Origin of the sequence: [Actinomadura] parvosata subsp. kistnae (genome assembly GCF_900323885.1) — a bacterium.
Classification (GTDB): Bacteria; Actinomycetota; Actinomycetes; order Streptosporangiales; family Streptosporangiaceae; genus Nonomuraea; species Nonomuraea composti.
Map to the genome: position 1 here is coordinate 515416 of NZ_OOHJ01000022.1, position 15065 is coordinate 530480.

At 73.8% G+C, this 15065-nt stretch carries 10 protein-coding genes; all 10 read left to right on the forward strand.

What is annotated here, in order from left to right:
• Positions 1 to 108: 108 nt before the first annotated feature.
• The 10 genes from KIS93_RS45140 to KIS93_RS45185 all read left to right on the forward strand — a co-directional run bounded on the left by KIS93_RS45140 (position 109) and on the right by KIS93_RS45185 (position 15059).
• A complete protein-coding gene (locus KIS93_RS45140) occupies positions 109 to 1308 on the forward strand; it encodes a cytochrome P450 (protein WP_230465445.1) in 1200 nt (399 codons plus the stop codon).
• Positions 1309 to 1310: 2 nt separating this feature from the next.
• Complete coding sequence (locus KIS93_RS45145; RefSeq protein ID WP_080041447.1) at positions 1311 to 2036, forward strand: TetR/AcrR family transcriptional regulator; 726 nt, start codon at positions 1311 to 1313, stop codon at positions 2034 to 2036.
• 122 nt (positions 2037 to 2158) lie between these two features.
• Positions 2159 to 3793, forward strand: a complete 1635-nt coding sequence (locus tag KIS93_RS45150; RefSeq protein ID WP_186404804.1) for a glycosyltransferase family 2 protein — start codon at positions 2159 to 2161, stop codon at positions 3791 to 3793.
• Positions 3794 to 4108: 315 nt separating this feature from the next.
• On the forward strand, positions 4109 to 6289 hold the full coding sequence (locus tag KIS93_RS45155; RefSeq protein WP_155128252.1) for a vWA domain-containing protein: 2181 nt from the start codon (positions 4109 to 4111) through the stop codon (positions 6287 to 6289).
• Between the two features lie 7 nt (positions 6290 to 6296).
• Complete coding sequence (locus KIS93_RS45160; RefSeq protein WP_080041449.1) at positions 6297 to 9410, forward strand: tubulin-like doman-containing protein; 3114 nt, start codon at positions 6297 to 6299, stop codon at positions 9408 to 9410.
• Between the two features lie 2 nt (positions 9411 to 9412).
• A complete protein-coding gene (locus KIS93_RS45165; protein ID WP_080041450.1) occupies positions 9413 to 11248 on the forward strand; it encodes a hypothetical protein in 1836 nt (611 codons plus the stop codon).
• Positions 11232 to 12218 carry a protein kinase family protein gene (locus KIS93_RS45170; RefSeq protein ID WP_155128255.1) on the forward strand — a complete coding sequence of 329 codons (987 nt, stop codon included), beginning with the start codon at positions 11232 to 11234 and terminating at the stop codon, positions 12216 to 12218. The genes KIS93_RS45165 and KIS93_RS45170 overlap by 17 nt, the downstream gene beginning before the upstream one ends.
• The gene (locus KIS93_RS45175) at positions 12215 to 13219 is read left to right on the forward strand and encodes a hypothetical protein (protein WP_080041452.1); all 1005 of its coding nucleotides are present in this window, start codon (positions 12215 to 12217) and stop codon (positions 13217 to 13219) included. Before KIS93_RS45170 ends, KIS93_RS45175 begins: the two co-directional genes overlap by 4 nt.
• Entirely contained in the window at positions 13219 to 14769 is a 1551-nt protein-coding gene (locus tag KIS93_RS45180) for a hypothetical protein (RefSeq protein ID WP_186404805.1), read from the forward strand. The genes KIS93_RS45175 and KIS93_RS45180 overlap by 1 nt, the downstream gene beginning before the upstream one ends.
• Positions 14751 to 15059 (forward strand): hypothetical protein, encoded by a 309-nt coding sequence (locus tag KIS93_RS45185; RefSeq protein WP_186404806.1) that lies wholly within the window; start codon positions 14751 to 14753, stop codon positions 15057 to 15059. Before KIS93_RS45180 ends, KIS93_RS45185 begins: the two co-directional genes overlap by 19 nt.
• Positions 15060 to 15065 lie beyond the last annotated feature (6 nt).

The window sequence follows — 15065 nt, forward strand, 5'->3', positions numbered from 1 at the left end:
AGCAAATCATGCTTGATCCTTCGGCGCGAGGAGGTTGAGTCGCTTGACTTAACTCAGCGCGGTGACTTGGATGACTCAGGACCACCGTCGTGTCAAGGGAGTGTGACCGTGACCGAAGCGCCCGAATACCCCTTCCGCAACCCCACCGCGCTGGAGCCGCCGCAGGAGTGGGCCGAGCTGCGGCAGGGCTGCCCCGTGGCGCCGGTCCGGCTGGCCAGCGGCGACACCGCGCTGCTGCTCACGAGGTACGACGACGTCAAGCAGGTCCTGTCGGACCCGCGCTTCACCCGGCAGCTCGACGCCGAGGACGCCGCCCGGGTCACCGCCAACGAGTCGGGCGGCGTGTTCGGCGCCACCACCGCCGGCGGCATGACCGGGGAGAACCACCGGGCATGGCGGCAGCTCGTGGGCAAGGCGTTCACCGCCAAGCGGGTAACCGCGATGCAGCCCAGGATCCAGGAGATGGCCGAGCTGCTCGTCGAGCGGATGGTGGCCGAGGGGGCGCCGGGCGACCTGGTGTCGGCGGTCGGGTTCCCGCTGCCGGTGTGGGCGATCTGCGACCTGCTGGGGGTGCCCGACTCCGACCGCGAGAAGTTCGCGTACTGGTCGGACACGATGCTGAGCATGACCAGGTTCACGCAGGAGGAGATCGACACCGCGCAGGCCGAGTTCGACGGGTATCTCGTGGCGCTGGTCGAGGGCAAGCGGGCCGAGCCGGGCGACGACCTGGTCAGCGAGCTGCTGTCGTACGTGGAGGGCCTGGACGGGCGGCTGACCGAGCAGCTCATGCTGGCCACGGCCAAGGGCCTGCTGGTGGCCGGGCACGAGACCACCGCGAACATGATCGGCAAGATGATGGCGCTGCTGCTGGCCGACCGGGGCAGGTGGGAGGCGCTGCTGGCCGACCGCGCGCTGATCCGCACGGCGGCGGAGGAGGCGCTGCGCTTCGACGCGAACCCCGGCTTCGGCATGCCCCGCTACCTCACCGAGGAGGTCGAGGTGGCCGGCCAGAAGCTGCCGCGGGGCACGACCGTGATCTGCAGCATGGCCTCGGCCAACCGCGACGATCGGCAGTTCGAGGCGGCCGGCGAGATGCGGCTGGACCGCTCGCCGAACCCACACCTGGCCTTCGGCGTCGGCCCGCACTCCTGCATCGGCCAGTCGCTGGCCCGCACCGAGCTGCAGACCGTGCTGAAGGTGCTGCTGGAGCGGCTGCCCACGCTGGAGCTGGCGATCCCGGCCGCCGAGCTGCCGCGCCGCGAGGGCCTGATCGTGGGCGGATTGGAGCGGGTCCCCGTACGGTGGTGAGCATGTCCTCCACCGAAACCGCGCGCACGCGGCCCGGCCGGGGCCCGCGGCGCGGCCCCGACAGCGGCTCCGACGGCGGTCCCGGCAGGGCGGGCCGCTCCCGCGACACCCGCGAGGCGATCCTCGACGCCGCCGAGCGGCTCTTCGCCGAGCACGGCGTGGGCGAGGTGTCCAACCGGCAGATCGGCCAGGCGGCGGGCCAGGCGAACAACTTCGCCGTCGGCTACCACTTCGGCACCAAGGCCGACCTGGTGCGGGCGATCGTGCGCCGCCACACCGCCGTGACGGAGGAGCGCCGCACGCGCATGCTGGCGCAGATCAAGGACCCGGACGACCCGCGCGCGTGGATCGCCTGCCTGGTACGGCCCGCCACCGGCCAGCTCGACGCCCTGGGCGTGCCGAGCTGGCGGGCCCGCTGCCTGGCGCAGTTCGACACGGTGCCGTCCCTGCGGCAGATCGTCGTCGAGGAGTCGGTGGCGACGCCGTCGATGGTGCGCACGCTGGAGGGCATGTTCCGGCTGCTGCCCGACCTGCCGGAGGAGGTGCACAGGGAGCGCGGCGACATGAGCCGCCTGCTGGTGGTGCACACGCTGGCCGAGCGCGAGCGGGCCCTGCACGAGCGGCCGGACGACAGGCACGCGAGCTGGGACGCCACGGCCGCCGGCCTCATCGACGCGCTGGCGGGCCTCTGGCTGGCCCCCGTGACGGCGAGGAGCGTTCCTGGGTGAAAGCTGTCAAGTCTGAGCTGCGGAAATGTCGATTTCCCAGTTGAGACCCAGCTTTCAGCCAGGTAGAGAGCTTAAGGTGAGCCCCCTCACCGATCAGGGCCGATCTTTACGGGGGCGCCGGCATGTCCGTCGAAGGTGCCGCGCGGCGGGTGCGCGGCAACGACTACCGCGTGCTGCGACCGCCGGAGCGCTTCACGCCCGAGCTGCGGGTCAGCGTGATCATCCCGGCCTACGGCGCGCAGGACAAGCTGGATCTGGTGCTGCAGGGGCTGGCCCGGCAGACGTACCCGGCGGAGCTGACCGAGATCATCGTCGTGGACAACGGCAGCACGCCCCCGCTGCGGCTCCCGGACGGCACCTCCGCGCGGCTGGTGCGGTGCGAGCGGCCGGGCCGGGCGGCGGCCCGCAACGCCGGGCTGGCCGAGGCCACCGGCGACGTGATCCACTGGCTGGACTCCGACGTCGTGCTCACGCCCGGCGCGGTCGAGGCGCACATGCGCTGGCACCACGCCGCGCCCTACCTGTCCGTCACCGGGTACATCCGGTTCACCGCCGCGCCGCTGCCCGCCGTCCTGCCGGACGACCTGGAGGCGGCGTTCGAGCCGGCCGAGCCGCACGCGTGGCTGGTCGGCCTCGTGGAGCGGACGGAGGGGCTGACGAACAACCCGGTGCGGCCGTTCAGCCTGCACGTCGGCGGCGCCACGTCCGTCAGCGCCCGCCTCGTCGAGGCGGCCGGGCCCATGGACGAGGACCTGATCCTCGGCCAGGACACCGAGATGGGGTTCCGGCTCTACCAGGCGGGGGCAGTGTTCGTGCCCGAGCCGCGGGCCCGCGCCTACCACCTCGGCCCGACCATGCGCATGCGTGACCAGCAGCGCATCGACCGGGTCAGCCACGCGTTCGTGGCCGACCGCATCCCGGCCTACCAGTGGCTGCGCACGCATCCGGCGCGGCGCTGGAAGGTGCCGAACGTGACCGCCGTCCTCGACGGCACCGCCGGCTACGAGGCCGTGCGCGCGGCCGTGGACGCGCTGCTCGCCTCGACCGTGGCGGACCTGTCCGTGGTGCTGGTCGGCCCGTGGGACACCCTCGACCGCGACCGCCGCGCCCCGCTCCAGGACCCGGACCTGGACCTGGTGCTGGTGCACGGCCACTACGAGCATGAGAGCCGGGTGCTGCTGGCGACCCGGGAGGAGGTGCACCCGTCCGTCCCGTTCGTGCTGCGCCTGCCGCCGGGCTGGGTGCCGGGCGAGGACAGCGTGGCCAGGCTGCTGAATCTGGCCCGCGCCGAAGGGCTCGGCCTGGTCCAGGTGCTGTTGGCGGAGACGCCCGGCGGGGTCGTCGCGGCCCGGCTCGAACGCGTCTCCGCCCTGGCCCGCGCCCGGCTCGTCGCCCGCCCCGGCGAGCCGCTCGACGACGCCGTGGACGACGTGTCCGGGGTGCGCTGGGTCGTCGGGGAGGAGTACGGCTTCGGGAACGAGCCGGTCGAGCTCGTGGGGCGGCGGGCCGCGTACCGGGCGAGGGTGCGGGCCGAGGCGGAGGCGGCCCGGCTGGCGAAGGAGGCCGAGCGGCTGCGCGCCCAGGTCGCCAAGTGGCGGGACGAGGCGGCCCGCTGGCGCAGGAGCACCGTGGAGCTGCGGCGCGAGGTCGGCACGCTGCGCCGCCAGCTCCATGTGGCGCGGCGCGGCCAGGACGGGGTGCGCGCGGTCCTGGCCCGGCGCATGAAGCGCGTCCTGACCAAGCGGACGCGCGGCTGAGCAAGGCCCGTTCTACCGATAAATGCGCATATAACGGTATTTACAGGCTGGATTGACACAGCGGCCCCACGAATCTCGCAGCCGCCGCCCAACCGGAATCAACCGAGGGCATCTCAGCTCGTGGCCCGCGCTTTAGGATCCGTGTATGCGGGGCAGACATAGGCAATTACGGACACGCACAATCTGACAGACGTCGCGACCCAAAGCAGGGCTGAAACTTCTCGGGGCTTCTCTCCGTTCTGCGGTTAAGAAAATCGCCAACTGTGAGGCATTGTGCGCGTCACTTCATCCCTCAGGTTTCTTTTCGCGCTCACCGTGACCACCGCCGCGGCTCTTTTCCCCACGGCCGCGCAGGCCGCTCCCCCGTCCGACGTCAAGCCCGTCCGCGTCGTCATCCTCGTCGACGAGTCGGGCAGCCTGAAGGACCAGGACGTCAAGCGGGAGCGGGCCGCCGCCCAGCTCATCGCGCTCAGCGAGCTCTCACCGAAGTCGCAGGTGGCGGTGGTGGGCTTCGGCAGCTCCAACGGCCCCGGGCAGTCCGCGGTCGACATCGTGTGCCCGCTGACCGGGGTGGAGACCGCACAAGACCGCGAGTCCCTGGGCCGGTGCGTGGAGCGGCTGCGCCTGCGCGGCACCGAGGAGGGCAACGACACCGACCACGCCGCCGCCCTGGAGCAGGCGCTCGACATCATGGGCAAGCCCGACGACCAGCAGCGCGCCAAGATCGTGTTCCTGCTGACCGACGGCGTGCTCGACGTGCGCCACAGCCCCCAGTACGGCGCCGACGAGCAGGCCCGCAACGCCAACGCCCAGGCGCAGATCACCCGCAGCCTCGGCGACGCCAAGCAGGGCCAGGTGCAGATCTGGCCGCTCGGCTTCGGCTCGGCCGACAAGTCGGCGCTCGACGCGTTCGCGGCGGGCGGCTGGACCCAGCCCTGCGGCGACCAGAAGACGACCACGCCGACCGCCCGCGTCGTCGCCACGTCGGCCGACGTGGAGCGCTCGCTGCTGGAGGCGTTCGCCTACGCCAGGTGCGCCGGCATCGAGAAGTCCGTGAGCGACTCGCTCGACGCGGGCGCCACCGTCGACCTGCACGTCAACATCCCGATCATCGCCACCGACGGCTCGATCGTGGTGGTCAAGCGCGACAAGCGCATCCAGGTCACCTACTTCGACCCCGACGGCGCCCAGGTGCCCAAGCAGGGCGAGATGAAGGAGTCGACGTTCCAGGCCGCCGGCGAGGCGGGCCCGGTCGAGTCGCTGCGCATCCGCAACCCGCTGCCCGGCCAGTGGCGCATCCAGCTCAAGTCCCCGCCAGGGGTCAGCCGGCAGGAGGTCAGCGCCACCGTCGTCTGGCAGGGCGCGCTGCGGGCGTCCATCTCGCTGAGCAACCCCCGCCCGCGCCCCGGCGAGCAGGTGAACGTGCGGCTGCGCCTGCAGACCAGGACGGGCACGATCACCGACCCCGAGGCGCTGGCGGGCCTGCGCTTCAGCGCGCGCATGTCCGGCGACGGCTTCCAGGAGGCGCCGGTGGAGCTGGGCGACACCGGCGAGGGGGCCGACCGGGCCCAGGGCGACGGCGAGTACTCCGGCCAGGTCGTCATCCCGGCCACCGCCACCGGCGCGCTGGCCTTCGTCGGCAAGGTGACCGGGCCCGGCGTGGCGGGCGACGAACGGCCGTACGCGACCCGCATCGCCGGGCCGGCCGACCACCTGCGGGCCCAGGTGGAGCTCCCGGCGGTCACCGTCGAGCCGGGCGGCACGGTGGCCGGCACCGTCCGGGTCACCAACGACGCCGCGCCCGTCCAGCTCGGCCTGCGGCTGGTGGACGTGCCCGGCACCGTCAGCCTGTCCGCGCCGCAGCTCCAGGCCGCCACCGGCAGCTCCGAGCAGGGCTTCGAGCTGCGCGTCGCCGCCGACGCCGGGCAGGGCCCGGTGGGCGGCTCGATCCAGGTGCTCGACCCGGCCGGGCAGGTCGTGGCCGAGGAGTTCGTGGACGTCGACGTGCAGCCGCCGACGCCGCTGTGGCAGCGGGCGCTCCAGGCTCTGCTGATCATCCTCGTGGTCCTGGCGCTGGTGCTGCCGTTCCTGCTGGCCAGGCGGCGGGCGCGGCGGCGGGCCGCCGACCCGAGCGAGCTGACGCTGCACCTGTTCGACCGGCCGGGCGAGCCGTACATCAGCCGGCTGCAGGCGCCGCTGGGCGAAGGGCCCGAGTTCACGTTCGAGGTCAGCGACGGCCGGCTGGTCCGCACGTACGGGAGCGGCTACGCCGTGCGGCGCGGCCAGGGCCGTACGGTGCTGGTGCGCGACCCGTCGGGGCAGGAGCTCGACCCGCTCGTCCCCGGCCGGCCGATCGCCCTGCCGAACGGCATGTACCTCGGCGTGGACGACGGCCGGACCAGGGGCGGCGGCGCCGAGCAGCCCGCGTACGGAGCCGCGGAGCCGTACCAGAGCAGGACGACCCACCGACCGATGCCAGGCGACGACCTGTTGTGAGGGATGCATGAGGATCTTCGATCCGATGATGTTCGTGGGGCTCGGCGGCACCGGCTGCCGGGTCGGGGTGGAGCTGGAGCGCTGGCTGCGTGACGAGCTGTGCGGTCCCGACGGCATGGACCTGATCAGGAACTTCAGCTGGCAGAACTACCAGCCCTACGAGCTGCCCTCCTGCCTGCAGTTCGTCTACGTCGATCTCAACGAGGACGAGCTCAACCGCACCCGGCGCCGCGTCGTGCCGACCGAGCGGGAGCTGCCGGCGGCGGGCCGCACGGCGCATCTCATCCACGACGTGGTGCCCAGGTTCGACTCCTACCCGGAGGTGGCGCGCAGCCTGCGGGCCACGCTGGGCGACCACGTGAAGGACTGGCTGCCGCCGCGCGAGCAGGAGCCGCTGGTCGCGCCGCTGATGCGGGGCGCCGGGCAGCTCCCGACGGTGGCCAGGGCCGCCCTGTTCGAGCGCATGCGCCAGGGCGTCGAGCCGGTCGTGCACGGCATCGAGACGGCGATCGGCGCGATCAGCAACTCCGGCAGCGAGCTGGCCGCGCTGGGCGGCCGGCTGCGGCGCACCTGCGACGTGTTCGTGGCCTTCTCCGTGGCGGGCGGCACCGGCAGCGGCATCTTCTACGACTACCTGCACCTCATCGGCGACGCCTTCGCCCGCAACCACATCAGGGCGCGCATCCACCCGCTGGTCGTGATGCCGTCGGCGTTCGTGGAGGGCAAGGGCGGCGGGCGGCGGGCCAGGCTGAACGCCGGGGCGAGCCTGCTCGACCTGTTCCGGCTGGTCGACGACCAGAACGCGCCGCACGCGGGCACGCAGGTGGACGAGCAGGGCATCGTCGGCGAGCTGGGCGTGCGCTACCCGGGCAAGGGCGAGGTGCGCCTGGCGACCGGCACGGTGCAGACGGCGTTCCTGTTCACCATGCCGCCCGGCGTCGAGCGCGACGACCTGCACCGCTCGATCGCCTCGCTGATCGTCTCCCTGGCCGGCACCCGGCCGAGCACGGCGGGCGAGGCCGTCGGCGGCATGGAGGACCGCGGCGAGTCGTCCTTCGCCGACGACTTCATCAACCGGGCCGTGGAGCGCGAGGTGCCGGCCGCCTCCGGCATCGGCAACCGGGGCGTGTCCACGGCGTTCGTCTCCTCGATGACCGTGCCGGTGGAGGAGCTGGCCGACCTGGTCAGCTCGCGGCTGCTGGCCCGCGCGGTGACGCAGCTCGGCGCGGTGCCGCCGGGCGCGGCCGAGAGCAACGTGGAGGAGATCCGGCGCATGTTCACCACCACCAACCTCGAGCCGCTCAACACGCGCGAGCCGCTGCCGCTGCCCGAGGCCCGCGCCGCGACCGGCGCGGCGGAGATCCAGAAGTCGCTGGCCAACCGGCTGCGCGCGATGGAGGACAACCTGGCCTCCCTGGAACGCCGGCTCAGCCGGGTCGTCCCGGCCATGGCCAAGGACATGGACGTGCGGCGCGGCGCCATGGAGGGGCTCGGCCACGTCGATCCGTTCCGGCTGCGCCGAGTGGTGATGGGGCTGCCCGGCGACGTGCACGAGGCCGACAAGCTGGGCTTCGCCGGGCTGCTCGACCAGCGCAGGGCGCAGCCGCGCAAACCGTACGAGAACATGACGGAGGCGCCGCCGCAGCCGCGGCCGATGCGCGACCGGCTGCTCCGCAAGGTGCAGTGGAGCGACCCGGAGGTGCAGGCGTCGCTGCACGACCAGGACACCTGGTACCTGTGGCGCAGCCAGGCGCTCTGGCACCGGGCGTGGGCCGACCAGATGCCACGCTGGGAGCCGCTGCGCAAGCAGCTCATGCGCGAGGTGCGCGACTTCACCGAGGTGTTCGCCGAGCACGCCGACGCCGACCCCGAGCGGTTCGCCCGGCGCGCGGGCGAGCTGTACGAGACCCGCGTCGGCGTCTACCACCTGCTGCCGCCGGCGGGCGCCGAGTCGTTCTACGACGCGGTCGTGCGCCGCTTCGTGGACGTCTTCGTCGCCCGGCAGCTCCTGCGGCCGACCGACGGCGAGGCGGGCGTGGTGAACACGCTGATCGGGCCGGAGGGCTGGCGGCACGCGTACGACGTGGCCTGGCGCACCGGCAAGCCGGTCGACGCGCTGGCCTGGGTGCGGGAGCGGCTGAAGCTGGAGGTGAAGAAGCTCTTCAGGGACCGCGACGAGGCCGCCCTGCTGGGCGAGCAGCCGCTGCTGCCGTCGCTGGCCGACATCCTCGCGCAGGCGGCGACGGGCGGCGGCGACGACCCGCACGTGCGGCAGTTCCAGCTCAAGCTGGCCGACCTAGTGCCGGGCGGGTTCACCCCCGACGGCACGGGCGATCTGAAGGTGCTCGTCTCCTACCCGGCGCCGGCCAAGGACGTCGAGCTGGAGCGGTTCCTGAAGGACCGGATCGACCTGCCGGGCACGCCCGACTTCCGCAACATCGACGCCGACTCGGTGACGGTCGTGCAGATCCGCACCTCGATGAGCGTCACCCAGGTCCGGGAGCTGCGCGAGGTGCTGCACAGCTGGTCCGACGCCCTGCAGCACGAGCGGCCGCAAGACCATCTGAAATGGCGGCAGCGGCTCGGCTACGACTTCGGCTACCTCGCCACCACCGAGGAGCACCGGGTCCGCATCCTGCACCGGCTGCTCTGCCTGCTGTGGAACGGGCAGGTCAGCGTGGTCGAAGGCGAGCCGAGCTCGCCGCAGCGGATCCGCATCGACGTCGCGGGCGGCTCGATGACGCTGCCGCTGACCGGCTACGGCAAGGCGTCCTCGTGGCCGAGCATCCTGCGGGCCTACGAGCAGTGGGTGATCGGCGGCGACGAGGAGTTCCGCGGCCTGGTGAGCGAGCAGCTGATGAACGCCCTGCCGCAGGGCCTGGCGGGCACGCTCAGCACCCCCCACCCGCTCTTCCACCAGGTGACCGGCATGGCCGCCGACCAGCTCGGCCTGCTGGAGATCATGATGCCGAAGCTGCCGTCGGGGGCGCGCAACCGGGCCGACCAGCTCGTCTCGTTCTGGGCCGGCACCCTGCCCGCCGCGCTCGACCTGCCCTTCGAACGGGTCGCCGAGGCCGTCGCCTACAACCTGCGCGACCTGGACGCGCTCACCGGGGAGTGAGCATGGTCGTGGTGATCGACCTCCGCAAGGAGGAGGTGACCAGGCTCGGGCCCCGGGTCCTGGTGGTGACCGACACCGACCGGCTGGCCGGCGGGCAGCAGGCGCTCCAGGACATCCTCAGCTCGCGCCTGGTCAGGTCGGTGCTCGTGGTGGCGCTCGGCCCCGAGCCGCGCCTGCCGCCGGCGCTGAGCGGCGAGAGCCGCCGGGTGCTGTGGGTGGGCGACCCGTGCGGCATCCTGTGGAACGCCGACACCGGCGAGGCCGCGCACGGGCCCGGGGTCAGCTCGGAGGCCATCCTCATCGACCTGCTCTGCCAGCCCGAGGTGTTCGACCAGGTGGTCAACGAGCTGGGCGAGGTCCCGTACGGCACCGCCTCGCCCGGCTGGCGGATCGTGGCGGGCCGGATCGACCCCGAGGTGCTCGCGCAGGCGTTCACCGACGTGGCCGACCGCTTCGCCGGGCCGGTCCAGCAGGACACCGCGGTCTTCGGCTCGCCGCTGGCCACGGCGCTGCCGGTGCTCAGCGGCGGCACGGACCTGCCCGCCGACCTGCTCGACGCGCTCGTCCCCGGCGGCCGGATGGACCGGCTCTACCGGCAGGCCCGCGACCGGCTCGACCGCGCCGGCCGGTCACTCGACGACCTCGGCTACTTCAGCACCGCCCCGGCCCGGGCGGCCGTCGCGGACGACGTGATCGCGGCCGGCCGGGCGCTGGCCGAGTTCCGCGACGCCGTCGCGCGGCTGTTCGCCGACGTCGACCACAGCGACGAGGACGCCGCCGACGTGCTGGCCGCCAACGGCGTCAAGTTCGCCGCCCCGGCCGGCATGGGGCACGCCGAGATCGTCGCCGAGCTGCGCGCCGACGTCGAGTCGGCGCTGGCCGAGCGCAAGAGCCTGGCACGGCTGGTCGCGCGGCTGCGGCTGCTGGCCGACCAGAGCGCCCCGATCGGCAGCGCCGCGTTCGTCCCCGGCTGCGCCCGCAGGTGCCCCGACGAGCTGCTCAACGAGCTGCACGCGCCCGCCGAGTTCCCCCCGGGGCTGCTCAACCGCTTCGTGTTCTGGCGGCGCTCGCGGGCGTCATGGCGCGAGCAGCTGGCGCTCGGCCCGGCCAGGACCGCGCTCGACGAGCTGCGCTCCCTGCTCGAACGGGTCGCCGCCAGCGAGTGGGCGCTGGGCCAGGCCCGCGTGCACACCTCCGACGCGGCCCGCACCGTCGCGGCGGCGCTGGCCGAGATCTGCGCGCAGGTGTCGGCGACGCTCACCGAATGGAGCCGGGCCGAGGCCGGGCAGGCCGCCGCCAGCCCGGCCCTGGACGAGGAGGTCACCGTGCGGCTGCGCGACCGCGGCGGCCAGCTGCGCGAGGTCATCACCGGCGACCTGCTCGACGCCGTGACCGGCTGGCTCGACCCCGGCTGGCCGGCGCTGGAGCACGGCGACTACCGCGACGTGCAGACGGGGCTGGAGCGGCGGGTCGACGAGACGCTGCGCCAGTACCGCTACCACCTGGCGCACCGGGGCGTGCAGGAGAAGCCCGAGTTCGGCACCGCCGACGCCGGCCGCCAGGAGCTGGTGGACGCCGTGTGGCGGCAGTCGCAGCAGGTCGTGCGCGCCTTGCAGGCCCCGCCCGGCGGGCAGATGCTGCAGCTGTGCGGCGACCGGGACCTGTCGCTGCTGCTGCGGCAGGCGTACGCGGTGCGGTTCGCGCCCAGGGCCGTACGCGGCCAGGGGAACCCGTCCGGAGTCGTGTGGACCCGGTCGGGCCAGTACGCCGGCACCCTTCGCCTGGTGCCGCTGCGTCCCGGGACGGTGGAGGAGAACTGGAGTGGTGATGGAGCCTGAGCCGCTGGACTTCGACTCCCCCGAAGGCGACCCGGTGCGCTGGGAGGTGGAGGCGGAGCCGTGGCAGGACCCGTTCGAGCGGCGGATCACCCACCTCGCCTCCGGCACCAGGCTCGTGCAGCGGCGGGTGCCGCGCGCGGAGGGCCGCGACCGCGAGTACCTCTACGACCTGCTGGAGAACGAGGCCCGCATGGGCGCCCGGCTGCTGACCCGGCTGCGCCGCTCCTACCCGCCCGAGCTGCCCCGCCTCATCGGTTTCAGCCTCGACGAGGAGGAGCCGTTCGTGCTGCTGTACGACTACCGGGGCGAGCCGGTCAGCCGCTGGTTCGGCGCGCTGCTGATCAGCGAGCAGCGCACGCTGCAGGCGAGCCTGTTCCGCGCCGTGCGCATCCTGTCGGCCTGCGACATCGTGCACCGGCGCATCGAGCCGGCCACCGTGCGCTGGGACGGCACCACCGTGCAGCTCACCGACCTCAGCCACGCCACCCTGGCCGGCACCCGCCGGCTGCGCATGGGCGAGGCGCCCTACGCCTCCCCCGCGCAACGCTCCGGCGAGGGCGTCGCCTCCACCGCCGACGACCTGTGGAGCGCCGGCATGGTGATCTACCGTACGGTCACCGGCCGCGAGATCACCGGCGTGCCCGACCTGTCGGCCACCCCCGCGCTCCAGCCGCTCGCGGACGTCTTCTCCGGCTCGCCCCCGACGGCCCAGGAGGTGCTGGCGCGGCTGCGAGTGCCCGACCCCATGCAGTCGCTGCCCGTCGAGCGGGACCTCGGGCTGGAGGAGGGCCGCGCCGCCTTCGACCGGGCCCGCGAGGCCCGCCGCGAACCCGCCACCGAGCAGGTCACCCGGACCCAGCCCGTGCCCGTCGATGAGGAGCCGGACAGGTCGCTGCCGTGGTGGGCCCGCTGGCTGCCGCTGGCCGTCCTGCTCGCCCTGCTCGTCGTCCTCTGGGTGGTGACCCGGTGATCCTCTGCCCCATCTGCCTGCACGAGTTCGCCTGGAGCGAGGACGAGCTCTACGAGCGCACCCCCGCCGGGCAGTACCAGCCGCTCCACCTCGACAGCGTGAGCGGGCCGCGCCGGGAGGACCTGCTGCGGGCCGCCCACGTCCGCTGCCCCGCCCCCTTGTCGGACCCCGGCCTCGAGCACCACCTGCCCTACACCTACGTCCGGCACGGCCGCCCCCTCGTGATCGGCCTGGTCGGCGGGCCCGAGACGGGCAAGACGCACCTGCTCGCCTCCATGATCGGCGCGATCGAGCAGGGCGGGCTGCGGCCCTACGGGCTGACCACCGACGCCGTGGACATCGAGCGGCACGCCGAGTACGTCAACTCGTACGTGCGGCCCCTCCTCGTCGAGCGGGTCGCGCTCAACCGCACCACCCACCGGGCCACCGCCGAGCCCGTCGACGCGCTGCTCGTCAACGACGGGCAGCACACCACCGCCGTCGCCTTCTTCGACATCGCCGGCGAGCTGCTGCGCAGCGCCACCCACGAGGCCACCAGGTTCGTGCCCGCCATCGGCGGGTTGCTGTTCGTCATCGACGCCGCCACCAAATCCGCCCGGATGGGCGACGAGTCGTTCCGCGCCGTCCTCGACCGGCTGCCCAAGACCGGCGGCCGGCTCGACATCCCCGCCGCCATCGCCGTCACCAAGAGCGACGCCGTACGCTTCCAGGCCCCCGTCGACACGTGGCTGTACGCCGAACCCGACCGGCTCGACCCGGCGGCCGTCCTGCGCGAGAGCCGCGACGTCTACGCCTACCTGCACCGGCGCGGGGCGCAGGCGTGGCTCAGCCCCTACGACAAATGCCGCAAGTGCACCCTGCACTTCGTCTCCGCGACCGGCGCCGCCGCCACCGAGGGCCGCTACCGGCGCGGCGTGCGGCCCCGCCGCGTCCTCGAACCCCTCATCTCGCTGTTCGCCATGACCGGCGTCCTGCGCGGCTACCCGGAGGTGGGCCTCTGATGGGACGTTACGCCAGCGTCGACTGGATCCAGTTCGCATGGGACGAGCAGCACGGCGGGCTCGGGCCGGGACGCACCTCCCTGGAACGGACCGCAGGCTGGTACCACCAGCTCGGGCCCTGGCTCGACCCCGGGCCCGAGCCGGGCGTCAGCCTCTGCCGGCTCCTCGTGGACGGCCGCGTCGTCGTGCTCGCCCGCACCCGCACCGGCGGCGCCGACAGCCGGCGCACCATCCGCGTCCAGGCCTACCTCGGCGGCTCCGCCACCCAGCCCATGGCCATGCCGAACGTGCGCCAGACCCTCGCCCTCGCCTCCGGCTGGGCCGCCCGGCTGCCCGACGGCGACGAACCGCTCGACCTCGGCAAGCTGATCAGCTCGTACGACAGCGCGCGAGCCGCGCTCGACCGGGAGTCCAGGGCCGCCGCGCCGGCGCTCGCCCCCATCGTCGCCGAACGCCTGCGCCGCCCCCGCACACCCCTGTCCGTCGCCTCCGGCGGGAACCCGATCGTGCAGCTCTGGGGGCTGGTCGACATCCTCGACTACGCGCTCGGGCACTACCCCGAGACGTTCTCGACGTACGAGAGCGACGACCTCAAGCCAGGCGCCGAGATCATCTTCCTGCGGCAGTGGCCGGGGCCGTCCTCGCAGAGCTCCCACCGCACCCGGGTCGACTCCCGGCTGCCCGACCAGGGCGACACGTACGCCTCGATCGCGGCCATGCTCGTGGACGCGTACGCGCAGGATCGGCTCGTGGGGCTGGTCAAGCGGCTGGGGATCACCGACCGGACGCCGCTGGAGGAGCGGCTGCGGCGGCTCGCCTCCGCCACGAACGACTCGACCGCGGTGGTGGCCCGGGGCGCCCCGGATGAGGGGGACGGGGACGAGCTGGTCTGGTCGCCGCAGCCTCCTGGCCCGGGGCGCTCCCAGCCGGTGGTGCCCGCCCAGGTCGAACACCCCCCACCATACGGAACCCCGCCCGGCCCGCCCCCCACGCCGGCGTCCCCGCAGGCGCCGGGCACGCACGTCGCGGGACAGACGGCGGAGCTGCAGCGCCCACGAGCGGCGGGCCAGGTGGCGGGCCAGTCACCGGGCGCCCAGCAGCGGCCCGCCGACACCGCCCGCGCCGCGCCCCGCACGCCGGAACCACGCACGAGGCGCCCGCCACCGGCACCACGGACCCGCACCCTCGCCCGGACACGCACCCGGGCCCGGAGGCGCACGCCGCAGAGCTCCGCTCCGGACACGAGGCCCGCACCGGCAGCGCGGCGGCCGGCGCGCCAGGCAGTGCGGCGGGCGGACTGCCGGGCGGCGCCTCGGGCGTCGTCACCGGCAGCGGGCCCGGCGGCGGCTCCGGGAGCGCGGTTGGCGGAGCAGCAGGCGGCGCAATGGGCAGCGCGGCAGGCGGCGCGGCGGCCAGCGCGGCGGGTGGCGGTCCCGCGAGCGGGGCAGGCAGTGCGGCGGGCGGCGGTCCTGGGAGCGCGGCGGGAGGTGGGGTGGGTGGGCGGCGGTATGCGGAGCAGGATGCGTTCGAGATGCTCTGCACCGACCTGACCCAGGCCACCTCCGCCAAGGACGTCACCGCGATCCTGCACGAACTGCGCACCTATGCGGCCAGGCGGCAGCCGGCCGAGGTGCGTGCGTGGCTGCCGCGCCTGATCCCCGTGCTGGAGGGGTTGCTGCCGGAGGCGCAGATCAACCCGTTCCTGCGGGCCCTTCTCGACCCCGACGCACCGTACCGGCCTGAGCGGTCGGGGTGGCTGGATCCGAAGTGGCTGGTCATCGTGGCGATGCTGGCCCTGTTGACGGTTCTCGTGGTGGTGACGCTGGTCGTCCTCGTGTAGGGGGCG

Bases quoted from the DNA above. Each gene is read 5' to 3' on its own strand.
- KIS93_RS45145 (WP_080041447.1), top strand. From the start codon at position 1,311: ATGTCCTCCACCGAAACCGCGCGCACGCGGCCCGGCCGGGGCCCGCGG.
- KIS93_RS45150 (WP_186404804.1), top strand. From the start codon at position 2,159: ATGTCCGTCGAAGGTGCCGCGCGGCGGGTGCGCGGCAACGACTACCGC.
- KIS93_RS45160 (WP_080041449.1), top strand. From the start codon at position 6,297: ATGAGGATCTTCGATCCGATGATGTTCGTGGGGCTCGGCGGCACCGGC.
- KIS93_RS45165 (WP_080041450.1), top strand. From the start codon at position 9,413: ATGGTCGTGGTGATCGACCTCCGCAAGGAGGAGGTGACCAGGCTCGGG.
- KIS93_RS45180 (WP_186404805.1), top strand. From the start codon at position 13,219: ATGGGACGTTACGCCAGCGTCGACTGGATCCAGTTCGCATGGGACGAG.
- KIS93_RS45185 (WP_186404806.1), top strand. From the start codon at position 14,751: ATGCTCTGCACCGACCTGACCCAGGCCACCTCCGCCAAGGACGTCACC.